Source organism: Bradyrhizobium sp. AUGA SZCCT0283 (assembly GCF_018130385.1).
Lineage (GTDB): Bacteria > Pseudomonadota > Alphaproteobacteria > Rhizobiales > Xanthobacteraceae > Bradyrhizobium.
On record NZ_JAFCLU010000015.1, the window covers coordinates 64,787 to 86,829 of the forward strand.

Below are 22,043 nucleotides of genomic sequence, written 5' to 3' on the forward strand. Positions count from 1 at the left end.
ATAGCGCTTCCGGCATCGCCTGGGAGAAGACTGGACCCGCAACACCTGGAAGCGAGTCGCCCTGGTTCTGACGACGGCTCAGTTGGCCTTGCGGCTCAGGAAGACCGGGATGTCTAAAACCTTTTCCTCGACCGGGTTGCGTACGGGAGCGGCGCGGCCGAACGGATCGAGGCGCTGCGGCGCCGCCGGCCGCGCATGTTCCGCGATCGGCCTTGCCGGTCGCGCCGTCGGGAGGAGCGATGGCGGACGCGCGAATTGCGGCGGCGCTACACTATGCTCGATCCGCTCAGTGATGCGGCGCCTGTCGTTGCTGAGCCGGCCGGCGAGGTCCGTCAGTGAGCTTTCCGCCGGCGGCCTCTCGCGCGTCGAGCCGAGATTATCGATGCCGGTCGCCACGACCGAGACGCGGACGACGCCTTCGAGGCTTGCATCGAAGGTCGCGCCGACGATGATGTTGGCGTCCGGATCGGCCTCGTCGCGGATGCGGGTCGCAGCCTCGTCGACCTCGAACAGCGTCAGGTCCCTGCCGCCGGTGATGGAGACGATCAGGCCGCTGGCGCGCTTGATCGAGGGATCCTCGATCAATGGATTGGAAATCGCAGCAATGGCGGCGTTGAGCACACGCTTGTCGCCGGAAGCCTCGCCCCTGCCCATCATGGCCTTGCCCTTCTCGCGCATGACCGAGAGAACGTCGGCAAAATCGAGATTGATCAAACCTTCCTTGACGATGAGGTCGCTGATGCAGGCCACGCCCGAATAAAGCACCTGATCGGCCATGGCGAAGGCATCGGCGAAGGTGGTCTTCTCGTTGGCGACCCGGAACAGGTTCTGGTTCGGGATGATCAAGAGGGTGTCCACCTCCTTCAGCAGTTCCGCGATGCCGGCTTCGGCATAGCGCATGCGGCGCTGGCCCTCGAACTGGAACGGCTTGGTGACGACACCGATGGTGAGAATGCCGAGTTCACGCGCGGTCCTGGCGATAATGGGTGCTGCGCCCGTGCCGGTGCCGCCGCCCATGCCGGCGGTAACGAACACCATGTGCGCGCCGGCCAGTTGATCGCGGACCGCCTCGATGGCCTCTTCCGCTGCCGCGCGCCCAACGTCCGGCTGCGCGCCGGCGCCAAGGCCGCCGGTCACCTGCCTGCCCATCTGGATGACGCGTTTGGCCTTCGAACTGGTGAGCGCCTGTGCATCGGTATTGGCGACGATGAAGTCGACGCCTTCGAGCCCCGCCTCGATCATGTTGTTGACGGCATTGCCGCCGGCGCCGCCGACCCCGCACACAATAATGCGCGCCTTCAACTCGTGGATATCGGTCATGCCAGTCATCGTTGCCCCACGATTGCTCCGCCAGGCGGCGGAAAGAGAAGACAGAGATAGCTACCCACGTGCAGCCTTGCGGTCTGATTCCACCAGGGTCGCGGCGAGCTGTCCCAGCCGGCGTTCCGTCTGGTCGATCGAGCTATCAGTGCGGGCACGGATCCGCAGGACTGCCACCTCCCCCTCAAGCCGCGCCGCCGCCTCCCTGGCGGCCGTGGCCTCGGCAGTCGCCTGCAGCAGTTCGGCCATCAGGCGATCGGCGCGCTCGCGTTCGTGCTCGAAATCGGCGCGGTGGCCGGCTACGCTTGCTTCAAGCTGCGCGATCTCCACGTGCAATGCCGCGACCATTGTCGTCCACTGAGCGACGTCGCCTGCCTGGCGACGCGCCGACGGCTGGGGCGTATGCCTTATTTCAGCGAGATCGACGCTCACCAGGGCCTTGCCATCCTCCGACAGCGAGCGCGGCAAGCGGAGCCGCCTGGCAAGCGAACGGGCGGCCACTGGCGAAATGTTCAGGCGGGCGCCGAGGGCGTGATAGGTCAGAATTTCAACGGACATCGGCTGTTCTCCTCGAACGAACCGGCGGTAATCCGCTAGTGATCACAGGCAATGATCAGAGGCTAGGCCGGCATGGTTAACAGATGGTTAACGGGCGGGCCGAAGGCCGCCGATTGGACCGCGCCGCGGCAGCGTTGACCGTCTGGCTCCGCTCTCCGGGAAGGCGATTAAGCGCGTCGAAAGCTGGCGCGGGATCAACAGGTTGCGGTATATTTTTTAAGATTGCGGCTGAGGGCGCGATGGCCATGGACGACGAACAGCTCGCTGACCTGCACAGATTCCTTGCCGAGTATCATCGAAGGCTTGCCAAGGACGCCGTGCTCGACGTCGTGCAACAATATCACTCCGACCTCGCGCAGCGGCTCGCGGATGAAGCCGCGCTGATCCCAAGGCGAACGGCAATCGCGCAGCGCCTGCGCGACGGCGAGCAACGCATAAGGGACGATGAGGAGTGAACGGCATCGGCGGTCGCAGGCGGAAGCCGTTAGCCTCGTAGGATGGGTGGAGCGAAGCGATACCCATCAGCTAGATGCATGAACCGGAAAAGTGGGCACCGGTTTTCCCTCGCGACAAACGCGGAACGCGTTTGCGCGGAGATCACGCTCAAACAAGAAGATGACCGCCGACCATGATTCAACTTAGTTGAAGCATGCTCTAGGCATGCGGGCAATGATGGGTATCGCTTCGCTCCACCCATCCTACACGCTACTGCGGTGACAAGAAACTTGTCACTGATGTCGGAACGCGCGCCCTTCATCCGTCCTTTGCTTTGAACCAGGACATGGAGATGCCGAATGGCCGACTTGACGCTGACCACCTTCGATTGGGTTCCCGAGACGCCGCGGGGCTATGTGCGCGACCTGCGTGTGCGTTGGGCGCTGGCAGACGGTAAGGCGGGTCAGGCGCAGCCGTAACCCATCACAAGAAGATGGCAGGGTACGCTTTGCTCACTCGGCCTGCGCGCTGCGATGCGGACAAACCGGACATGAGGAGTCTCACGATGACCATCACCATTACTGCCTTTGAGCGGTCACCCGATGGCGGCAGGGGACTGGCGCGTGATACGCGCGTTCGCTGGGCGCTCGAAGAAGCGGGCCAGCCCTACGAGGTTCGCCTTGTTTCGTTTCGTGCGATGAAGGAGCCTGCGCATCTGGCGCTTCATCCTTTCGGCCAGATTCCGACCTACGAGGAAGGCGATCTCGCCCTGTTCGAGACAGGGTCGATCGTGTTCCACATCGCCGAGCGCCATGCGGGCCTGCTGCCTGATGATGCCGATGCGCGGGCGCGCGCGATCACATGGATGTTTGCCGCGCTCAACACGGTGGAGCCGCCGATCCTTGAACTCGCAACCGCCAGGGTTCTGGAGGGCGACAAGCCCTGGAGCAAGGAGCGCCTGCCTCTGGTCGAGGATCGTGTCCGCGACCGGTTGAAGCAACTTTCCGCTCGCCTTGCCGGCGCCGACTGGCTCGATGGCGGGTTCAGCGCGGGCGACCTGATGATGGTGTCGGTGCTGCTCAGGTTGAAACCATCGGGCATCCTGGACGGATATCCGAACCTTGCCGCCTATGTCGCCCGCGGCGAAGCGCGGCCCGCCTACAAGCGGGCTTTCGACGCTCAATTGGCGGTTAACACCGGCAAGCCACCGACCGGCTGATTGAGGTCCGTCCCGGACCCGAAGTCGTCATCCGAGTTTTTCGTTCAGCCCGTAGGGCGGGCCATTAGTGTCCGAATTTAATGCGTGTCGGCGTGCAGACACATGCGGGAACCCTTGCCGCAGATCGTCGGCCCAGAGCCATCACATTTTCGCGCGGCTCATTTTGCGCCCGGCTGCGGCAAACCGATTTGGCCGCTCCGCGTTATTTTCGGTTCGTTCAACGCCACAGGAGAACGCCATGGCTGCGAAAGTAAAACCGATCCCGAAAGGGTTTCACACCGTGACACCTTACCTCATCGTCGAGGGCGCGAAAAAGACGATCAGCTTTATGGAACAGGCGCTGGGCGCCCAGCATGACCATGAGCCGACCTTGCGGCCGGACGGCACGGTAATGCACGCGACGCTTAGAATCGGAGATTCGATGGTGATGATCTCCGACGCCTCCGAGCACGCCAAGGCCATGCCCGTCATGCTGTATCTCTACGTGCCCGACGTCGATGCCGCCTATCAGCGGGCGCTCAAGGCCGGCGCCACCTCGGTCATGGAGCCAGCGGATCAATTCTATGGCGATCGCAGCGGCGGCGTGAAGGATGCCGCCGGCAACAGCTGGTTCTTCGGCACCCACATCGAAGACGTGTCACCGGCGGAACTGAAGAAGCGCGCGGAGGAAGCCTTTAAGAAGCAGAAGGCAGCTTAGCGCACCGAGTTACGGCAGAGTGAGGCTCAGATTCGTAGGGTGGGTTAGCGCAGCGTAACCCACCGAAGTCTCGACATGCGGTCGGTTCGGCCGGTGGGTTACGCCTTCGGCTAACCCACCCTACGAAGCTTACAACGGCAAATTGTCGTGCTTCTTCGCCGGCATCTCGACCTTCTTGTCTTTCAGCATCGCCAATGCCCGCGCGATCCGCTTCCTTGTCGAATGCGGCATGATGACGTCGTCGATGTAGCCGCGCTCCGCGGCTATGAACGGCGATAAAAACCGGTCTTCGTATTCCTTGGTGCGCTTGGCGATCGCATCGGGATCGTTCATGTCGCTGCGGAAGATGATTTCCACCGCGCCCTTGGCGCCCATCACCGCGATCTGCGCGGTCGGCCAAGCGTAGTTCATGTCGGCACCGATTTCCTTGGACGCCATGACGTCGAAGGCGCCGCCATAGGCTTTGCGGGTGATGACGGTGACGAGCGGCACCGTGCATTGCGAGTAGGCGAACAGCAGTTTCGCGCCGTGCTTGATCAGGCCGCCATATTCCTGGGCGGTGCCCGGCAGGAAACCCGGCACGTCGACAAAGGTCACGATCGGGATGTTGAAGGCGTCGCAGAAGCGGACGAAGCGCGCGGCTTTCCGGGAAGCATCGGAGTCGAGCACGCCCGCCAGCACCATCGGCTGGTTGGCGACGAAGCCAACCGTGCGGCCGGCGATGCGGCCGAAGCCGGTGACGATGTTTCGGGCAAAGGTTTCCGAGATTTCGAAGAAGTCGCCCTCGTCCACGACCTTGCTGATCAGCTCCTTCATGTCATAGGGCTTGTTCGGATTGTCGGGAATCAGCGTATCGAGCGACATGTCCACGCGCTCGATGTCGTCAAAGCTCGGCCATTCCGGCACGCCGTCGGTGTTGTTGGACGGCAGGAAGTCGATCAGCCGGCGCATCTGCAAGAGCGTCTCGACGTCGTTCTCGAAGGCGCCATCCGCGATCGAGGAGCGCGTCGCGTGCACCGAGGCGCCGCCGAGTTCTTCGGCCGTGACCACCTCGTTGGTGACGGTCTTCACCACGTCGGGGCCGGTGACGAACATGTAAGAGGTGTTCTTCACCATGAAGATGAAGTCGGTCATGGCGGGCGAATAGACGTCGCCGCCGGCGCACGGGCCCATGATGACGGAGATCTGCGGGATCACGCCCGAGGCGATGACGTTGCGGCGGAACACGTAGGAATAGCCCGCGAGCGCCGCCACGCCCTCCTGGATGCGCGCGCCGCCGGCGTCATAGAGGCCGATGATCGGCGCCCTCGCCTTCATCGCCATGTCCTGCAGTTTGGTGATCTTCAGCGCATGGGTCTCGGACAGCGAGCCGCCGAACACGGTGAAATCCTTGGCGAAGACAAACGTCTTGCGGCCGTTGACCGTGCCCCAGCCGGTGACGACGCCGTCGCCCGGCACTTTTGACTTCTCCATGCCGAATTCGGTCGAACGGTGCTCGACGAACATGTCGAATTCCTCGAACGAGCCCTTGTCGAGCAGCAGCTCGATGCGCTCCCGCGCGGTCAATTTTCCGCGGGCGTGCTGCGCCTCGATGCGCTTTTCGCCGCCGCCGAGCTTGGCGCCGGCGCGCCGTTCTTCGAGGGTGTCCAGGATATCCTTCATGCTGCTTCCGCCCGTCTGTAGGTCGATTTAAGGGCCTTCTAACACGGCATTTTCCGATCCGGAAACGCCCCTTCCGGCCTCTGGTACCGCCATCCGGCACGCCCTATATGCCCTTCCTGATCAGGGGAACGGAATGACCGATACTACAAGCGCCGAGGCGTCGGGCGCCGTTACCGGAGGCCCGCGAATGGTGCTCCGGCTGGAAGGATTAGCGCTCTTTATCGGTATGACGCTGCTTTATTATATCTGGGACGGCGACTGGCGGGTTTACGCCCTGCTGTTCTTCGTGCCCGACCTCAGCTTTGCGGCCTACCTGTCGGGACCGCGTTTCGGCGCGCTCGTCTACAACGCCGTGCACAGCTATCTGGCGCCCGTCGCGATGATGACCGGCGGATTCGCCACCGCCTCGCCGCTTATTCTCTCGATCGCCATGATCTGGCTGGCCCATATCGGCTTCGACCGCGCACTCGGCTACGGCCTGAAATACGCCAGCGGTTTTGGCTTCACCCATCTGGGGCGGATCGGGAAGCCGTCGACCAAGGGTTAGGCCGGCGGTACGCTTGGGGTGAGCTGAACGCAGCGTCGCGCGATCGTCTACCGCTTCTCCTGTAACGTTCGCGCCAATTGCGCGTGCGGGCGGTCGACGTTGAAAAAGAGCGTTACGGTTTGGTCTGAATCTGGCAACTTGACCTCGAACCGGTCGAAGGCGGATCCCCCATGGTTCACCCGTGCCTGCTTGACCGGCGTCAGCGACGCGGTCTCCAACACACTGTACTCTTCGTCGACTGCGATGACGACCAAGGCGGTATCCGGGCTCTTTCCGTCGCCCGACTTGAGCACGGAACTGAACAGCCCCAGGAACATCGCATACTCCCGCCGCGCCTCCTCCTCGTTACCCGCCTTCTTCAGGCAGAAGGCCGCAATCTTGTGGGCTTCCATGTGGACGAAGTTGACCTCAAACACCTCCTTCGCGTGCGCCATCGCTGATGGGCAATCGCCGGCGTCGTAGGCCTTCTTCAGCTTGCTCAGGATCTCGACGACGCCGTAAGGCGCGTATTTTGAGCTGGCGGCATAAGCAAGACGAAACGCCGTGTAGTCGATCTCGATCTTGCCCGCGACGTAGTCGTCGTAGGACGGCTCGGCCGCGCGCGCGTTACCCGACGGCAGGGCCAGTCCGACCAGGAGCAAGACGACGCCTGCGGCCCGTGAAATGATGGCCATGCGTTTCCTCCAAGCTGTATCGATACTCCCCGGTTTCCGGGGCTCCCGCAAGGCGTGACGCACCGGCGCATTGCCGGCGCAAATTGACAGCCTACCCCCTGCTTGATCTAGTTGCGGCCATAAATAAAACACTGGGGGAAACGGATGCTGACGAATTGGCGCGTGGCGGCTGCGGCCGCGGTTTTCTGCACGGGATTGTTGGTCACCTGCATCGAAACATCAGCGCAATCGATGCCGAAAGACGTCGCCGCGCGCACCGAAATCTACGCGATCCCGTCGCTGACGATTTCCGACCAGCAATTCCTCACCGGCGACGCCAACGGCAAGCAGGTCACCGTCGCCGGCGAATTCCGCATCGCGCAAGGAAGCGGAAAACTTCCCGTCGTGGTGCTGATGCATGGGTCGAGCGGCGTCGGAGCCGGCATGGATCCGTGGGTGCGCCATTTCAATGCGATGGGGATTTCGACCTTCGTCATCGACGGCTTCAGCGGCCGCGGGCTGACGGCGGTCGGCCCCAACCAGGCCCTGCTCGGCCGGCTCAATTTCATCGTCGACATCTACCGCTCGCTGGAAATCCTCGCCAAGCACCCGCGCGTCGACCCTGATCGCATCGTGCTGATGGGATTTTCGCGCGGCGGACAGGCCACGCTCTACGCCAGCCTCGAACGCTTCCACAAGCTGTGGAACAAGTCCGGCGCGCAGTTCGCCGCCTACATTCCGTTCTATCCGGATTGCTCGACCAGCTATGCCAGCGACGCCGAGACCGTGGCGCGTCCGATCCGGATCTTTCATGGCACGCCCGACGACTACAACCCCGTCGCAACTTGCAAGGCCTATCTCGCCCGCCTGCAGGAAGCCAGGCGCGATGCGGTGCTGACGGAATATCCGGATTCCGCACATGGCTTCGATGCCGGCCTGCTCGGCCTCAGCACGGTCAACGTTTCGACCAATGCCCAGTCGGCGCGGAATTGCCGCCTTAGGGAAGGCGAAGCCGGCGTGTTGATGAACGACGATACGAAGGCCCCCTTCACCTACAAGGACGCCTGCATCGCGCTCAATCCGCATGTCGGCGGCAATCCGGCGACCGCGCAGGAAGCGCGCAAGGCGGTGAGCGAATTCCTGCAGGCGTTGCTCAAGCTGGGGTAGCGGCGGCAACGGAACCCGCCGCACGAGCCGGGCGGCGGTGGAACCGATGAACCCGCAGGCGATTCCGGCGTTGATGGCCATACCGAAATGGAGGCCATCAAGATGCCTGGATCCAATCTCACACGGACGGCGCTGCTGCTCGCATCGCTATCGCTGGCCGGCGGCGCGGCGCTGGCCGCACCTGCCTCGCCTTTCATCGCCATGGCGGGCACATGGTCGGGTGGCGGCGTGCTCAGCACCACCGACGGCCAGCAGGAGCAATTGCGCTGCCGCGCGGCGTACGACGTCGACGGCGCCGGCGACCAGCTTCGGCTCAATCTGACATGCGCGAGCGCGAGCTACAAATTCGATCTCGCAAGCGAGGTTGAATACCGCGGCGGCGCGATCAGGGGTTCATGGACCGAAGCAAGCCGCAACGCTTCCGGTACCCTTTCCGGGCGCGCCGCCGGCGATCACGTCGAGGCCGCAGCAAGAGGCGACAGCTTCTCGGCCAACCTGTCGCTAACGACGCGCGGCGGCCGCCAGATGGTGTCCATCCAGCCTCAGGGCACCAACGTTACGTCCGTTTCGTTGGCGCTGAACCGGCGTTAGCGGGATCGGCAAGGCGACGCTGCGCCACGATCCGGCGCACGGCGATCCAGTCTACGGCAGCCGTTTGCCCGGCATATGCTTGCCGTTCTGATGCAGCGTCAGCGACGGCGCCACGCCGCCTTCGGGCCGGTCGAAGCTGACCTGGGCGTTGACCACGCGATAGAAAAACTCGGTCTCGCTCTCGGCATAGACTTCGAACTCAGCCTGCGCCGTCGCCTGAATGTACAGGCGCCCGCCATCGGGGCGTACCGTCAGGATAAAGGTCGGCGATATTTCGTAGCGGCCGGCATAGGTTGCGAGCACCGCCGGATCGACCGCCACCTCGCGGCGAAGTTTTGGGGGCGGGTATGCCGCGTTCACCAGATGTGTTCCCAGCAAGGTATTGGGGCCATAGTCGGCGGCATTGGAGAGGAGAATGCAGTTTCGCCGCGTCTTTGTCGAATAGCCGATGAACGTGGCATAGCCGGCGGTGCCGCCATCCTTCCAGACCAGTTCGTCGCCGAACCGCGAAGCGACAAACCAGCCCGAAGCCACATCGCGCTGATCGGCCCTTGGACGGCGCTCGGCAAGCGCCAACTTCTGCGCGGCGGCCACAGGCCCATCCTTGGGCTCCAGGCACATCTGGAGAAACTTGAGCAGGTCGTTCGCCGTCGAACGAAGCGCGCCGGCGCCGGCGAGCACCGAAAAATCCCAGTTCGCGACGGGGGCAAGACCCATGTTGTGGCCGCGCGCCAGACGCTGCTGCATCGAACTGGAAAGCGTGATGCGCGTGTCGTCCATTCCGAGCGGCGCGCAAATCCGCGAGACGACGAGTTCCTCATAGCTCCTGCCGGCGCGCAGCTCGAGGATATGACCGAGCAGGCCGAAGCCCAGATTGGCATATTCGTAATGCTTGCCCGGCTTGAAGCCGAGCTTGTGGTTCGACAGGTAGTCGTAGAGCCGCTCGGCCGTGTAATCCACGTAGGGATTCTTCGGATCCTTCGGCGCGAAATTGGACGGCATCCGCGGCAGGCCCGATGTGTAGGTCGCAAGATCAAGCAGGGTAATCGGCGCGCCTTCGAACTCGGGCATCCTGACGCTGCCAGGCAAGAACTTGGCCGCGGGATCGTCCGGCGCCACCTCGCCCCGCAGCACCATGTCGGCAAACAACAGCGCCGTGAACACCTTGGTGATCGAGCCGATCTCGAAAACCGTGTCACCATCGAGCGGGCGATTGTTCGCCGAATCGGCTTGCCCATAGGCCGTGACGCTGCGCCTGTCACTGTCGAGGAAAGCCGCAACGACGCCCAGCGTTTCACGCCCGACATCCACCCTCTCCTTGAGGATGGCGGCAACATCCTGCTCCGGTGAGGTCTGGGCCCAGCCCCAGGCTGGCCGAAGCGAAAGCGCCAAGCCTCCCAGCAATACCGAGCGACGATGCGGCATGCACAGCCCCGTGGTGGTCAGGGCATGCTAGTGCAACTCGCTCCCGCGCACCAGCCAGCCCGGCGCGGATCCGTCGATCAAATCGCCACGATGTCGGCGAGGCACTGCTGCACCACCGTCATGCGTGCGGCGATGTGGCTTTGCTCCTTGCAGTCCATGTTCATGGCGAACACCGTCTGCTGGCTGCCCTTCTCGGCCCAGCCGACCATCCAGCCCAGTGACGGCTTGCCCGCTTCCGCGCCCAGAAGGCCGCTCTTGGTGCGGATGGTGGCGTCGCCGACCTTCGTCACGGTGAGGATGTCGCGGGTCAATTCCTGGCTGCGCTTGGAGACCGGCAGCACGCCGCGGCGCAGCCGGTCGAGGAAATCGATCTGCTGGATGGGATCGATCCGCAGGTTTCCGGTCAGCCAGAACTGGTCGATGCCGCCGCCGATGTCGCGGTTGCCGTAGTCGAACAGGTCGACATATTTCTGCATCCGCTCCTGCCCGATGCGCCGGGCGATTTCCTGATAGACCGGCACCGCGGACACCGCGATCGCCGAGCGCAGCGTGTGGTCCTTGTTCCAGGGCTCGATGCTGCGCGTCACCCCGTCCCACTTGAAGACGTCCTTGTCGGGGTCCTCGACCACGCCGGTCTCCAGCGCAATGACCGAATTCGGAATCTTGAAGGTCGAGGCCGGCAGCCTGCCCTCGCCCGAGCGCACCTTGTCGCTGGCGATGATGAGGTAGTCGTCCACCTTGTAGCCAACGAAGGTGCCTGTCGTGCCGAGGTCGAAAAACCGCTTGGCCAGATCGTCGCGAAACTCGCTGCGCTGATAGGAGACATTGGCGAAACTGCGGTTGGGAAGAATGCTCGCGGCTGTGAGAAGACCGAGCGCATGGCGGCGATTGATCACGGTGGTATCCGAACTGGTTGAGGGAATGCCGAGACGATGCAGATGGCATCGTGGTAAAACAATGACAAGGGGAAGAGTGACTACCGAATCCGGCCCGACAGCCGCAGCACGAAGATCAGCACTTCGGCGACCGCCTTGTAGAGTTCCGGCGGAATTTCGTCGCCGATCTCGACATGGGACAAGGCGCCCGCCAGCACCTCGTTCTCCTCGATCGGGATGTCATGTTCCCGGGCGAGTTCGACGATCCTGGCGCCGATGACGCCCTTGCCCTTGGCGACGACCCGCGGCGCGCCGGTCTTGTCATAGTGCAGCGCGACCGCAAGCTTGCTCCTGGTATCGACGCTCATAGCGCACGGTCCAGAAAATGGCCGGCACGGGCGGCAGGCTCGGCCTGTGTCGGTGAGCCGTCGCGGATCACGATATCGCCGGGCTGAAGCTCGGCCCGGCTGAGCGCCTGGCTCAGTTGCGACGCGCCGGCGCGCAATTGCTCTGCCGTCGCCGGCCGTTCCGCCCAGATCCGCACCGAGGTCTTCTCGCCGGTGAGCGATACCAGCGCGTGAACCGGACCGGCCGGCTCGACGTCGAGCGAAAATCGCGCCCGCCACACCCGCTTGGCGGCCTCGACTTCCTGCTCGGCGCCATCGCGGGAAATCTCGAATTGCGCCATCGCCGTGCCCTGCGGCGTCGCAAAGGGAATTTCGAAATTCCAGCGCGGCACCGTCATGTCGGCCTTCGGCGCCGAAGTGTCGATACGGTCCGGCAAGGATGCCACTTGCAGCAGGGTCTGCCGCGCAATGGCGGCATCGGTGTCGTCGAGCAGGTGATGCGCGGTCGCCTCGAGCGGCGCATGCGGCGCGATGGTGGGCTGTGCGATGGGCTGGGCGGCCGGCAGCGCGCCGCGGATCGGCGGCGGCGGCGTGTTGGTGTGGAAGGTCACGTCCGCGCCGCGAACGTCTTTCGGCGTGGCGGCTGCGCGCAACGGGTTGCCAAGCTCCTGCAGCGCTTCCTGCAGCAGGTTCAAGGTCGCACCGGCCGAAGGTCCGGCGTCGAGCGCAGCCGCAAGCGGACTGCGAACGGCCTGGCCGGCCGGTGCGAGGTTGTCGGCGGTCGGCAGCCGTGCCTGCGGCAGCAGGATTTCCTGGACATCGAGATTGGGAGACGAAGACGGCGCAAGGTTCGGGGCGGTGGCCTGTGGCGGCGCAGCTTGCTGTGCCCCGGCCGGGGCCGCCGGGGTCGCAACCGTTGAATTGACGCCGAGCGCCGATTGCAGCGTCTGGCGAAGCACGATCAACGCGGCCTTGAGATCGGGAACGCCGCTCGGGGGGACTGAGCCTGCCGCGAGCGACGCCTCGAGGAAGATTCCGGACTTCTGGAACGCCGTCTTGATGTCGCCGCCGCCGAGGTTTTGATCGAGGCTGGTCTGTTGCGCCAGCACCTGCGCGATCGCCGCCTGCAATTTCGGCGGCAGGTTGCTGGCGGAAACCGCAGCACCAAGATTGGCAAACAGCGGCGCCAGGCTGTCCTGCTCGGTGACCGCGGCTTGCGCGGCCGCGGAGACGGCTGTGCGCTCCAGCGGCGTCAGCACGTTCTTCGGTGACACGATGGCCGGCCGACTGGCTGCCGCATCGGCCAGTGCATCGGGCGACAAAGTAACGGCGTCGGCTGCTGACCCGGCGGCATCGCCGCCCTGCCCGACCATGGCGAGGCGGATGCCATCTTTGGTCTGCATGACCGCAAGCTGCAGGTTCTGGCCCTGCTGCAACGGAATTTCCGTGGCCACGTCGATCGAGAGGCTGGCGATCGCAATCCGCACCAGATCGGCGGACAGCACTTTCAGGACCTGCGCGTTGACCACGCTCCCCGGCTGCAGCACGAGCTCGGGCGCAATGCCGCCAGCCTCTTGGGCTGATAGCACCGGGAGAACGGGATTGATTGAGATCGCCATGTCTGAGGTCTCGGCCAGGCTAGAGGCTAACCCGGCGGCGTAAACCTCTCGTTAACCCGACGGCGGAGGCTCAGGCCTTCAGGGCGTCCAGAATGGTCACTGCGGCGCGAAAATCGATGAACCTGGCCGCGCGGCGGGCCGCGACCTCCTCGTCGACGCCCCATTTCTCGACGTTCCAGTCATCGTCGACATGGGCGGCCGCCCACACATCATCGGAGTCCATCGCGCCGCGGAACAGCGCTAGCGCCAGCAACGCCGAGCCTGTCAGCGTCGTCACCACATGCAGCGCCGCCACCGACCATGGATCGGCCGGAAACACGCCACGGGCGGCCTTGATCGCCTGCTCCGGCTGCGCGACGTGCACGATGCCCTCGGACAGGATGAAATGGGCGCCGAGTTCGTTCGCGGCCCAGGACAGCACCGGATCCCAATGCGCGGCTTCGCGGGCGACCAGCGCCTCGGGATGGCCAGCGCGATAGAACAGCAGATCCGAGCCGAGGTATTTTGCGACATCCTCGGCCACCGCATCGACGCGGTCGGTGACCTCGGCGACGCTGTTGGCAAAGCGCGTCAACGGCATGGTCAGGGGATCGATGGTCTCACCTTGCGCATTCCATTCCTCGGCGATCGCTTCCGCAATGGCGCTGGCCGGCGCGACGACCTGGCGGCGGGAAGGCGTCCGGATCGGTTTGCCGTCGAGCGTGACTGCAAACCCGCCATCGGCTGGCGCGATGCCGGCCTCCTTGTAGAACCGCTTGCGCTGGGGAGTGCGCGTAGCGCGTCGCACCGCCTCCTCCGGATCGAGCGGCGAATGTCCGGCGACTTCATCGAAGAGTTCACGCATAGGGTTTCCGACAGTCGGTGATTATCCAATTCCGACAGTACGATATCGATGGGTGCAAATAAAGCCGATGAGGACGTTAGGCCAACAGGCTGCGATGCTGGTTCTGCTGGCCGGCCTGGCCATTTCGCCCGCGCATGCCGGTTCCGCTCGCCTCGAACTGACGGAGAGAGGCAAGGATGTAGGATGGGTAGAGCGAAGCGAAACCCATCGCGGTCATGAATGCGATGATGGGTATCGCTTCGCTCCACCCATCCTACGAACTCTAGCTCACGGCTTCTGGTAGACCACCTTGCCGGCGCGGATCGTGTAGGCGACCTTGGCGAGGTTGGTGACGGCAGCCGTGGGATCACCGTCGAGCACCACGATATCGGCGTCAAACCCCTTCTCGACCCGGCCCTTCGTCGCGGCCTTGAAATATTGCGCGGGGTTGGTCGTCAGCGACGCCAGGATCTGGCGTTCCGACAGCGCGCGGTGCATCAGCTCGTATTCGAGCGTGGTGTCGTAATAGGTGGTGAAGCCGACATCGGTGCCGAACAGGACCGGACCGCCATTGTCGGAGAACGCCTTGACCTGGTTGACGGTCGTAGCAACGAGGCGCGCAGCGATATCGGGTGCGACCGGAAGCTTTGCAAACAGCGACAGCGTCGGAACCAGGGCAATGCCCTGCTGCTCGAACCGCGCGAGCTGCTCGGGCGAATAGACCGGTTCACCGGCGACCGTGTGAGCCATGATGTCGACGCCGGCCGCGATCACGGCCTCCACGCCCGCCATGTTTTGCGGATGGGCGAACACCGGCTTGCCCGCGGCATGCGCCACATCGACGGCCGCCTTGGCGATGGCTGGATCCATGTTCACGACCGGCTTGCCGGAGCCCTTGAAGGAGCCGGTGAACAGCTTCATGCCGTCGAGACCAAAGCCCATATAGGTACGCGCCAGTTGCGCGGCGTCGTCCGTCGTGGCGGCCTCGGGCAGTTTCATCTCGGCGGGGAGATAGGCGGGATGGCCGTCCCTGGGGAAGATGCTGCCGGCCAAATGGATAGCCGGGCCCGGCACCTCGCCGGAATCGACGCGCCGGCGCAACGGCATGGTATTGCGCGCGTCGGAGCCAAGGTCCCATACGGTGGTGAAACCCCACCGTGTCAACATCGCCTGCATGTGCTCGGCCATCGGTGCGGCGGGTGCCGAGCCGGCATTGCTCCATACCTCTTGCGTGAAGTGGACGTGGCTGTTCCAGAAGCCGGCAACGACGGTCTTTCCGGTGCAGTCAATGACCCGCGCATCGGACGGAATCTGCACGCCGCTGCGGCTGCCGATCGTGGCAATGACGCCGTTGGCCGTGACGACGACCGCATCGTCGAGCGGCGTGGCGTCAGGCGACACGTAGACCTTGCCGCCCACGAGGGCGAGGGTCTGCGCGTTGGCCGCTGCACCGATGCCGGCGGCCGCCGCAAGCAGGCCATGGAAAAGCGCGGCGCGAAGCAGATTGCCAATCATGTGGAGTCCTCAACTGGATGACACGGCCGAACCATACGCAAGGCCTGTGCTTCCGGTTTGACAGTTGTTGCGCAACCGGCGCCACCAGATCGGCCGTTATTCCTCCGGCGCGTTCTCGATCGGATCGAACCGGTCGTGTTCAAGCCCGAGCAGATTCCAGGATTGCAGCATGTGCGGCGGCAGCGGCGCGCTGACATCGATCACGCCGCCGCGCGGATGCGGGATCACGATCCGCCGCGCCAGCAGATGCAGCCGGTTTTGCAGGCCGCCTGGCAGCTCCCAGTTCTCCTTGTTGAAATATTTGGGATCGCCGACGATGGCGTGGTCGATATGCGCCATATGGGCGCGCAATTGATGGGTTCGTCCGGTGACCGGCTTCAGCGATACCCAGGCGAGCTTCTGCGCCGAGGTTTCGACCACGGCATAATAAGTCACCGCGTGGCTCGCGCCCTCGTCGCCGTGTTTTGCCACCCGCATGATGCTGTCGTCCTCGCTTTCCTCCTTGGCAAGGTAGGTTGAGATGCGGCCCTGCTTCGGCTTCGGCACACCGGCCACCAGCGCCCAGTAGATTTTTCGCGCCGAGCGATGGCGGAACGAGCCGGTCAGGGCGGTGGCGGCAAAGCGGGTTTTTGCGATCAAGAGACAGCCCGACGTTTCCCGGTCCAGCCGGTGCACCAGCCGCGGCTTCTGCCCCTTGGCGTCGCGCATCACTTCCAGCATGTCGTCGACATTTCGCGTGATGCCGGAGCCGCCCTGCACGGCAAGGCCCGCGGGCTTGTTCAACACCATGACATCGGCGTCCTCATAGAGGATCATGTCCTTGATGGCCTGCAGCGTCTTGGTCGCGGCTTCCGAGAGCTTTCCCGCGACCTTCGGCGTATCGAGCTTGAGCGGCGGAATACGAACGCTCTGGCCTTCCTCCAGCCGGTCCTTGCTGTCGGCGCGCTTGCCGTTGACGCGCAACTCGCCCTTCCGGACGATGCGCTGGATGTGGGAGAACGACAGGCCGGGAAAGCGCGCCTCGAGGAAGCGATCGACACGCATGTTGTTCTCGTCGGCGGTGACGACGACGGTCTGAACCTTGGTCGGGAGCGGCGGCGGCTCGGCGACGATCTTCTCGGGCTCGGGAACGAACGGCGCCGGCTTCGCCGCGCGGGGCGCAGCAGAACGCGCCGGTGGCTTGCCGCCCGGACGAAACGACTGCGGCCGCTCGGCGGGCGAACCTCGATAGGGCCGCGCGCCCTTGGGGCGATCGCCCGCCGGGCGGAGAGGTTTTTTGACGCGACGGCTCATGGTGGTTGCGGCTCCGGAGTTAAGCCGTTGGGTAGCGCAAATGCCGCGAATCGTCACGGTGAAATCAGTACAAATCCGCCCGGGGATCGGCCATGTTGGGCCGAACGAGCAAGAAAGGCGGGGCAGTTTAGCCAATTCCGCAATCCCATCGGAGAATTCGTCATGCCAGACAACGAGCCGGCAGCACCGCGAGGCCTTCCGCCGCATCTGCAATTGATCCAGATGGGCCGGGCCTTCATCGTGTCGAGAATCGTTTACGTCGCGGCGAAGCTTGGGCTGGCCGATCAACTCGCATCCGGACCGAAGAGCGCTGCGGAGCTTGCCGGGCCCATGCAGGTGCATGCTCCTTCCTTGCACCGGCTGATGCGTACGCTGGCGAGCCTGGGCGTTCTAACCGAGCGAACGGAACAGCGTTTTGCCCTGACCGATCTGGGTGAGGCGCTGAAGACCGGCGCACCGGGCTCGGCAAGATCAACCGTGATCTATTCAGGCAGCCCTGCGGCCCAGAGTGGCTGGGATCATTTGGGCTACTCCGTTGAGACGGGCAAACCCGGCTTTGAGAAAGCGCAAGGCGTACCCGTCTTCGACTACCTCGCACAACATCCCGAGGAAGCATCGCTGTTCAGCGAGATGATGGTCGGTCTCCATAATCAGGAACCTCCAGCCGTCGCGGCTGCTTACGATTTTTCAGTCTTCAAGACCATTGTCGACGTCGGCGGGGCGACCGGCAACATGCTGGCCACCGTCCTTGCCCGTCACGCGGGACCGCACGGCATATTGTTCGACCGGCCGCATGTCGTGAAGGACGCACCGGCTTTACTCAAAGCCAAAGGCGTAAGCGATCGGGTGACGATCGAGCCCGGGGATTTCTTCCAGAATGTCCCCACCGGAGCGGATGCGTACATCCTTTCGCACATCATCCATGACTGGGATGAGGATCGGTGCCAGACGATCCTCGGCCATGTCCGCAACGCGATGAACCCGGCCGGTCGTCTGCTGCTCGTCGAGATGGTGCTGCCACCCGGCGACACGCCGCACCCCGGGAAGATGCTTGATATCACGATGCTCGTACAATTGGGCGGCCAGGAGCGTACCGAAGCCGAATACGCGTCCCTTCTGACCAAGGGTGGCTTCCGTCTGACGCGCGCGGTGTCAACCGCCTCAGCAGCGAGCATCGTTGAAGCCGTGGTGGCCTAGAGCATGGACGGCGGCGCTATTTCGGACCACGCGTCCGGGAAATGGTCCGAACACCGGCCAGACGCGCCTGAAAAAATAGCTGAAGCTACTTGCACTGCGCGACGCTTCTCACCGCGGTCAGGTCGCTGACGGAATTGTTCGACGGACGTTTTTTGGCGGCCTCCTCCGCTGCGGCGCAGGCCGCGACCGGGTCTCCGTTCTGGAATCTGGCCCAGGCGAGATTGGTCCAGGCATCACTGAAGTCCGGGGACTCCTTGACCGCCTGGTCCAGCACCTCCTGCGCATCGCGCGGCCGCTTCGCAATCAAGAGCATGCGGCCGTAGTCGGCCTTGAGCGCCTTCACCGGATTAGGTTGCTTAAGCGCAATCTTGAACAGTTCATCGGCGGCGTCGAAATCATTGAAGCGAGCTTGAGCAATCACCGCGAAGCCGTGGTAGACGGTGCTCTGTTCGGGTGAAATGAGAAACGCCTGATTAAACCGGAGCGCGGCTTCCCGTACCTTGCCGGCTTGTATCGCTATCCAGGCGCGCTTGGTTGTTTCCTCGAAGGCTTTTTCGCGAGAACCGGTGGCGCCGATGATGGCGCTGACAAACTTCTCATCCTCGGCCTTCTGCTCCGGACTCTTGACCGCAAATCCGAAGAACGGCTGCTCGTTGACTGGCGCCGTGTAGCTTCGCTTCGTCACCTGCACGCTCGGCGCTACCTCGACCGTCTCCGCGACTGCGGAAAGCGGCGACACCAGCACCATCACACATGCGATGGCTCGAATAGTCGGTCTGAGATAGATCCCGAAACTTCTCATTCGCGCTGACCTCGTTCCCTTCGCAACTTCGCCCAGTAATCCAGCCGCCTGCGGATTTCGCGCTCAAAGCCGCGGTCCGGCGGATCGTAGAAGGTTTGCCGCCCCAGCGCTTCCGGAAAGTAGTCCTGCCCGGAGAAGGCGTCCGGCGCGTCGTGGTCGTATTCGTAACCCGAACCATAACCTTCCGACTTCATCAGCTTGGTCGGCGAATTCAAAATATGCTTGGGCGGCAGCAGCGAACCGCGCTCTTTCGCCGTGCGCATTGCCGCGCCAAAGGCCTTGTAGGCGGCGTTCGATTTCGGCGCGGTGGCGAGATAGATCACGGCCTGCGCGATCGCAAGCTCGCCCTCGGGAGACCCAAGAAAATCGAAGGCATCCTTGGCGGCGTTGCAGATCACCAGCGCCTGCGGATCGGCAAGGCCGATGTCCTCGACCGCCATGCGCACCACCCGCCGCGCCAGGAACAGCGGATCCTCGCCGGCATCCAGCATGCGCGCGAGATAATACAGCGCCGCATCCGGATCGGAGCCGCGCACCGATTTATGCAGCGCCGAGATCAAATTGTAATGGCCGTCGGCGGATTTGTCGTAGATCGGCGCGCGGCGCTGCAGGATTTCCTGCAATTGCGCGGCATTGAAGATTTCGTCCTTGCGCGCGGCGCGCCAGACCTCTTCAGCCAGCGTCAACGCGGCGCGGCCGTCGCCGTCGGCCATCCGCGCCAGCACGGCGCGCGCTTCCGCATCGAGCGGCAGTTTTCGGCCCTCGACCTTCTCGGCATGCGCAAACAGTTTTTCGATCGCGGCGGCATCGAGCGAATGAAACACCAGCACCCGCGCCCGCGACAGCAACGCGGCGTTGAGTTCGAACGACGGGTTTTCGGTGGTGGCGCCGACCAGCACCACGGTGCCGTCTTCCATCACGGGCAGAAACGAATCCTGCTGCGCGCGGTTGAAACGATGCACCTCGTCGACGAACAGCAGCGTGCCCTTGCCCATCTCGCGCCGGGCGCGCGCGGCGTCGAACACTTTTTTCAGGTCGGCAACGCCGGAAAACACCGCCGAAATCTGCTCGAAATGCAGTTCGGTGGCATCCGCCAGCAGCCGCGCCACGGTGGTCTTGCCGGTGCCGGGCGGCCCCCAGAACACCAGCGAGCCCAGCGTGCGCGTCTCCAGCATGCGCGTCAGCGCGCCGTCGGGACCCAGGATATGATCCTGGCCGACGACATCGGCGAGCGTGCGCGGGCGCAGCCGGTCGGGCAGCGGATGCGGCGCGTCCTGCTCCATCCCTGCCGCAGCAAAGAGATTGGTCGCCTCGCGAGGTTGCTTCGGGCTCATCCGCCCAGCGTCACGTTGATCTGCTGGCCGCCGCGCACGACGACGATGCGCCAGAGCCTGGACCCCGCTTTCGAGGCCTTGTCGAGATCGCTGGTCTTGGCGATCTTCTGGTTATTGACCGCCAGGATGATATCGCCCTTCTGGAAGCCGACGCTGGCCGCGGTGCCGCCGTCGGCGAGGTCGATCACCACAACGCCCTCGGTCTGGGAATCCAGGTGCAGCTCGTCGGCAATCGCCGGCGAAATATTGGCGACCTTGGCGCCCTGGAACGGCGAGCGCGCGGTGAGTACGATTTCATCGCGGTTGGTATCGGGCGCGGTCTCCAGCGGCACCGTCAGCTTGACGGTCTTGCCGCTGCGCTGCACGTCGATCTGCGCGGCGCCGCCAAGCGGCCGGGTGGCGAAGCGGTAGTCGAACGCGTTGGGATCGTCGATCGTCTGCCCTTCGACCGCGACGATCAGGTCAGACGGTTTCAGACCGGCCCGCGCCGCCGGACTGTTCGGCGCGACATTGGCAATCAATGCGCCGTTCGGCAGTTTCAGTCCCAGCGTCTCCGCGATCTCGGGCGTAACCGCCTGGAGCTTGGCGCCAAGCCACGGCCGCTTGACCGCCTTGCCGCCGCTCTTGGCGGACGCCACGACCACGCGCACCATGTTGGCCGGGATCGCAAAGCCGATGCCCTGCGAGCCGCCGGAGCGCGAGAAGATCGCGGTGTTGATGCCGGCGAGCTTGCCGGTCATGTCGACCAGTGCGCCGCCGGAATTGCCGGGATTGATCGCGGCGTCGGTCTGGATGAAGAATTGGTAATCGGTGATGCCGACTTGCGTCCGCGCCAGCGCCGAGACGATGCCGTGGGTCACGGTCTGGCCGACGCCGAAGGGGTTGCCGATCGCGAGCACGACGTCGCCGACCAGCAGTTCATCGGAATTGGCGAAGTCGAGCGTCGCGAACTTCTCCCTGCCGTCCTTTACGCGCAGCACGGCCAGATCGGTGCGGCTGTCCTTGAGCACGATCTCGGCCTCGAACTCGCGCTTGTCGGAGAGCGAGATCTTGACCTGATCGGCGCCCTCGATGACGTGGTTATTGGTCACGACCAGCCCTGACGGATCCACCATGACGCCGGAGCCCAGCGAGCGCTGCATCTGCTCGGGCTGCTGGCCGGGCACGCCGAAGAAACGGCGGAAGATCGGGTCGTCCAAGAGCGGATTGCGGTTCTGCACGGTCTTGGCAGCATAGACGTTCACCACCGCCGGCTGCGCGCGCTGCACGATCGGCGCGTAGGACAGCCGCAGTTCGGCGCCCGACGACGGCACGCGCCGGTCCTGCGCCAGCGCAGGCGTTGCAACGACTGCCGCAACCAGCAGCAGGGCGAAGGAGCGGATCAAATTCATGCGAAATCCTGGAATTTGGCGCCACACATATAGTCGCGCAGCGGCAACGAGAGAAGATAACGTGGACACAATACCGGCCAGTCAGGCCGCGCGATCGGGCGTTTTGACGACGTCGGGCGCAGGCCCACAGGATAGCCGTTCCTGATGGCCCTCGCCCCACGCCCGCAACGTCTCGATCACGGGCCGCAGGCTCTCGCCAATGTCCGACAGCGTGTATTCGACCCGCGGCGGCACCTCGGCATAGACCTTGCGGATCACGAGCTTGTCGTCCTCGAGCGCCCGAAGCTGCTTGGTCAGCATGCGCTGGGTAATCCCGGGCATCCGCCGCCGCAACTCGCCGAACCGTTGGGTGCCGGCCTGCAGGTGGAACAGGATAACGCCCTTCCACTTGCCATCGATCAGGTCGAGCGTCGCTTCGACCGCGCAGCCGGGCCGCTGGGCAAAATTCCGCCGTTTCATAGGTGTTTTCCCAATAGTATCCAAACAGGGACTAGTTCCCTAAATTTACAGTACTTGCCAAGTGGATGCCAGCGCGACAGTTAGGCAGCCAACCGTTCAAACAAGGAGGAGACA

At 64.0% G+C, this 22,043-nt stretch carries 22 protein-coding genes and 1 pseudogene; 8 read left to right on the forward strand and 15 right to left on the reverse strand.

Features of this window, described 5'->3' with window-relative positions; genetic code table 11:
• Positions 1–78: 78 nt before the first annotated feature.
• Positions 79–1,320 (reverse strand): cell division protein FtsZ, encoded by a 1,242-nt coding sequence (ftsZ, locus tag JQ624_RS20955; protein ID WP_249129963.1) that lies wholly within the window; start codon positions 1,318–1,320, stop codon positions 79–81.
• 60 nt (positions 1,321–1,380) lie between these two features.
• Complete coding sequence (locus JQ624_RS20960; protein ID WP_212420810.1) at positions 1,381–1,878, reverse strand: hypothetical protein; 498 nt, start codon at positions 1,876–1,878, stop codon at positions 1,381–1,383.
• 239 nt (positions 1,879–2,117) lie between these two features.
• On the opposite strand from JQ624_RS20960, the gene JQ624_RS20965 reads away from it, so the two are divergent.
• The 4 genes and pseudogenes from JQ624_RS20965 (at position 2,118) to JQ624_RS20980 (ending at position 4,229) form a co-directional block, all read left to right on the forward strand.
• On the forward strand, positions 2,118–2,333 hold the full coding sequence (locus tag JQ624_RS20965; RefSeq protein WP_212420811.1) for a hypothetical protein: 216 nt from the start codon (positions 2,118–2,120) through the stop codon (positions 2,331–2,333).
• A 339-nt stretch (positions 2,334–2,672) separates the two neighbouring features.
• Positions 2,673–2,765, forward strand: a pseudogene (locus tag JQ624_RS20970) (glutathione S-transferase family protein); the annotation flags it as partial.
• Positions 2,766–2,878: 113 nt separating this feature from the next.
• A complete protein-coding gene (locus JQ624_RS20975; RefSeq protein WP_212420812.1) occupies positions 2,879–3,532 on the forward strand; it encodes a glutathione S-transferase family protein in 654 nt (217 codons plus the stop codon).
• A 238-nt stretch (positions 3,533–3,770) separates the two neighbouring features.
• A complete protein-coding gene (locus JQ624_RS20980; protein WP_212420813.1) occupies positions 3,771–4,229 on the forward strand; it encodes a glyoxalase/bleomycin resistance/extradiol dioxygenase family protein in 459 nt (152 codons plus the stop codon).
• Between the two features lie 129 nt (positions 4,230–4,358).
• Here JQ624_RS20980 and JQ624_RS20985 read toward each other — a convergent pair whose 3' ends face one another.
• Positions 4,359–5,891, reverse strand: coding sequence for an acyl-CoA carboxylase subunit beta (locus JQ624_RS20985; RefSeq protein WP_212420814.1), 1,533 nt, complete (start codon positions 5,889–5,891; stop codon positions 4,359–4,361).
• Positions 5,892–6,024: 133 nt separating this feature from the next.
• On the opposite strand from JQ624_RS20985, the gene JQ624_RS20990 reads away from it, so the two are divergent.
• Positions 6,025–6,438 carry a DUF4260 domain-containing protein gene (locus JQ624_RS20990; RefSeq protein ID WP_212420815.1) on the forward strand — a complete coding sequence of 138 codons (414 nt, stop codon included), beginning with the start codon at positions 6,025–6,027 and terminating at the stop codon, positions 6,436–6,438.
• A gap of 47 nt (positions 6,439–6,485) precedes the next feature.
• On the opposite strand, the gene JQ624_RS20995 is transcribed toward JQ624_RS20990, so the two are convergent.
• Positions 6,486–7,112, reverse strand: a complete 627-nt coding sequence (locus JQ624_RS20995; protein WP_212420816.1) for a DUF4919 domain-containing protein — start codon at positions 7,110–7,112, stop codon at positions 6,486–6,488.
• Between the two features lie 144 nt (positions 7,113–7,256).
• Between JQ624_RS20995 and JQ624_RS21000 the strand changes: the two genes are divergently transcribed.
• Both JQ624_RS21000 and JQ624_RS21005 read left to right on the forward strand, forming a co-directional pair.
• Positions 7,257–8,258 (forward strand): dienelactone hydrolase family protein, encoded by a 1,002-nt coding sequence (locus tag JQ624_RS21000; protein ID WP_212420817.1) that lies wholly within the window; start codon positions 7,257–7,259, stop codon positions 8,256–8,258.
• Positions 8,259–8,360: 102 nt separating this feature from the next.
• Positions 8,361–8,849, forward strand: coding sequence for a hypothetical protein (locus JQ624_RS21005; protein ID WP_212420818.1), 489 nt, complete (start codon positions 8,361–8,363; stop codon positions 8,847–8,849).
• Between the two features lie 51 nt (positions 8,850–8,900).
• On the opposite strand, the gene JQ624_RS21010 is transcribed toward JQ624_RS21005, so the two are convergent.
• The 7 genes from JQ624_RS21010 to JQ624_RS21040 all read right to left on the reverse strand — a co-directional run bounded on the left by JQ624_RS21010 (position 8,901) and on the right by JQ624_RS21040 (position 16,746).
• Positions 8,901–10,274 (reverse strand): serine hydrolase, encoded by a 1,374-nt coding sequence (locus JQ624_RS21010; protein ID WP_212420819.1) that lies wholly within the window; start codon positions 10,272–10,274, stop codon positions 8,901–8,903.
• Between the two features lie 77 nt (positions 10,275–10,351).
• On the reverse strand, positions 10,352–11,170 hold the full coding sequence (locus JQ624_RS21015; protein WP_212420820.1) for a class D beta-lactamase: 819 nt from the start codon (positions 11,168–11,170) through the stop codon (positions 10,352–10,354).
• 80 nt (positions 11,171–11,250) lie between these two features.
• Entirely contained in the window at positions 11,251–11,517 is a 267-nt protein-coding gene (locus JQ624_RS21020; RefSeq protein WP_212420821.1) for an EscU/YscU/HrcU family type III secretion system export apparatus switch protein, read from the reverse strand.
• Positions 11,514–13,115: a flagellar hook-length control protein FliK gene (locus JQ624_RS21025; RefSeq protein ID WP_212420822.1), complete on the reverse strand. Its 1,602-nt coding sequence runs from the start codon at positions 13,113–13,115 to the stop codon at positions 11,514–11,516. Before JQ624_RS21025 ends, JQ624_RS21020 begins: the two co-directional genes overlap by 4 nt.
• Positions 13,116–13,185: 70 nt before the next feature.
• Positions 13,186–13,959: an ATP12 family chaperone protein gene (locus tag JQ624_RS21030; protein ID WP_212420823.1), complete on the reverse strand. Its 774-nt coding sequence runs from the start codon at positions 13,957–13,959 to the stop codon at positions 13,186–13,188.
• 267 nt (positions 13,960–14,226) lie between these two features.
• Entirely contained in the window at positions 14,227–15,453 is a 1,227-nt protein-coding gene (locus JQ624_RS21035; RefSeq protein WP_212420824.1) for an amidohydrolase family protein, read from the reverse strand.
• A gap of 96 nt (positions 15,454–15,549) precedes the next feature.
• Complete coding sequence (locus JQ624_RS21040; RefSeq protein WP_212420825.1) at positions 15,550–16,746, reverse strand: RluA family pseudouridine synthase; 1,197 nt, start codon at positions 16,744–16,746, stop codon at positions 15,550–15,552.
• Between the two features lie 162 nt (positions 16,747–16,908).
• Here JQ624_RS21040 and JQ624_RS21045 point away from each other — a divergent pair, with 162 nt between their 5' ends.
• On the forward strand, positions 16,909–17,943 hold the full coding sequence (locus tag JQ624_RS21045; protein ID WP_212420826.1) for a methyltransferase: 1,035 nt from the start codon (positions 16,909–16,911) through the stop codon (positions 17,941–17,943).
• An 85-nt stretch (positions 17,944–18,028) separates the two neighbouring features.
• On the opposite strand, the gene JQ624_RS21050 is transcribed toward JQ624_RS21045, so the two are convergent.
• From JQ624_RS21050 to JQ624_RS21065, 4 genes are all read right to left on the reverse strand, one after another.
• Positions 18,029–18,691, reverse strand: coding sequence for a tetratricopeptide repeat protein (locus JQ624_RS21050; protein WP_249129964.1), 663 nt, complete (start codon positions 18,689–18,691; stop codon positions 18,029–18,031).
• Positions 18,692–18,741: 50 nt separating this feature from the next.
• The gene (locus JQ624_RS21055; protein WP_212420828.1) at positions 18,742–20,079 is read right to left on the reverse strand and encodes a replication-associated recombination protein A; all 1,338 of its coding nucleotides are present in this window, start codon (positions 20,077–20,079) and stop codon (positions 18,742–18,744) included.
• Positions 20,076–21,470: a DegQ family serine endoprotease gene (locus tag JQ624_RS21060; RefSeq protein WP_212420829.1), complete on the reverse strand. Its 1,395-nt coding sequence runs from the start codon at positions 21,468–21,470 to the stop codon at positions 20,076–20,078. Before JQ624_RS21060 ends, JQ624_RS21055 begins: the two co-directional genes overlap by 4 nt.
• Before the next feature lie 81 nt (positions 21,471–21,551).
• Complete coding sequence (locus JQ624_RS21065) at positions 21,552–21,929, reverse strand: helix-turn-helix domain-containing protein (RefSeq protein ID WP_212420830.1); 378 nt, start codon at positions 21,927–21,929, stop codon at positions 21,552–21,554.
• Between the last annotated feature and the right edge of the window lie 114 nt (positions 21,930–22,043).

Bases quoted from the DNA above. Each gene is read 5' to 3' on its own strand.
- ftsZ (WP_249129963.1), bottom strand. From the start codon at position 1,320: ATGACCGATATCCACGAGTTGAAGGCGCGCATTATTGTGTGCGGGGTC.
- JQ624_RS20960 (WP_212420810.1), bottom strand. From the start codon at position 1,878: ATGTCCGTTGAAATTCTGACCTATCACGCCCTCGGCGCCCGCCTGAAC.
- JQ624_RS20965 (WP_212420811.1), top strand. From the start codon at position 2,118: ATGGCCATGGACGACGAACAGCTCGCTGACCTGCACAGATTCCTTGCC.
- JQ624_RS20975 (WP_212420812.1), top strand. From the start codon at position 2,879: ATGACCATCACCATTACTGCCTTTGAGCGGTCACCCGATGGCGGCAGG.
- JQ624_RS20980 (WP_212420813.1), top strand. From the start codon at position 3,771: ATGGCTGCGAAAGTAAAACCGATCCCGAAAGGGTTTCACACCGTGACA.
- JQ624_RS20985 (WP_212420814.1), bottom strand. From the start codon at position 5,891: ATGAAGGATATCCTGGACACCCTCGAAGAACGGCGCGCCGGCGCCAAG.
- JQ624_RS20990 (WP_212420815.1), top strand. From the start codon at position 6,025: ATGACCGATACTACAAGCGCCGAGGCGTCGGGCGCCGTTACCGGAGGC.
- JQ624_RS20995 (WP_212420816.1), bottom strand. From the start codon at position 7,112: ATGGCCATCATTTCACGGGCCGCAGGCGTCGTCTTGCTCCTGGTCGGA.
- JQ624_RS21000 (WP_212420817.1), top strand. From the start codon at position 7,257: ATGCTGACGAATTGGCGCGTGGCGGCTGCGGCCGCGGTTTTCTGCACG.
- JQ624_RS21005 (WP_212420818.1), top strand. From the start codon at position 8,361: ATGCCTGGATCCAATCTCACACGGACGGCGCTGCTGCTCGCATCGCTA.
- JQ624_RS21010 (WP_212420819.1), bottom strand. From the start codon at position 10,274: ATGCCGCATCGTCGCTCGGTATTGCTGGGAGGCTTGGCGCTTTCGCTT.
- JQ624_RS21020 (WP_212420821.1), bottom strand. From the start codon at position 11,517: ATGAGCGTCGATACCAGGAGCAAGCTTGCGGTCGCGCTGCACTATGAC.
- JQ624_RS21025 (WP_212420822.1), bottom strand. From the start codon at position 13,115: ATGGCGATCTCAATCAATCCCGTTCTCCCGGTGCTATCAGCCCAAGAG.
- JQ624_RS21030 (WP_212420823.1), bottom strand. From the start codon at position 13,959: ATGCGTGAACTCTTCGATGAAGTCGCCGGACATTCGCCGCTCGATCCG.
- JQ624_RS21035 (WP_212420824.1), bottom strand. From the start codon at position 15,453: ATGATTGGCAATCTGCTTCGCGCCGCGCTTTTCCATGGCCTGCTTGCG.
- JQ624_RS21040 (WP_212420825.1), bottom strand. From the start codon at position 16,746: ATGAGCCGTCGCGTCAAAAAACCTCTCCGCCCGGCGGGCGATCGCCCC.
- JQ624_RS21045 (WP_212420826.1), top strand. From the start codon at position 16,909: ATGCCAGACAACGAGCCGGCAGCACCGCGAGGCCTTCCGCCGCATCTG.
- JQ624_RS21050 (WP_249129964.1), bottom strand. From the start codon at position 18,691: ATGGTGCTGGTGTCGCCGCTTTCCGCAGTCGCGGAGACGGTCGAGGTA.
- JQ624_RS21055 (WP_212420828.1), bottom strand. From the start codon at position 20,079: ATGAGCCCGAAGCAACCTCGCGAGGCGACCAATCTCTTTGCTGCGGCA.
- JQ624_RS21060 (WP_212420829.1), bottom strand. From the start codon at position 21,470: ATGAATTTGATCCGCTCCTTCGCCCTGCTGCTGGTTGCGGCAGTCGTT.
- JQ624_RS21065 (WP_212420830.1), bottom strand. From the start codon at position 21,929: ATGAAACGGCGGAATTTTGCCCAGCGGCCCGGCTGCGCGGTCGAAGCG.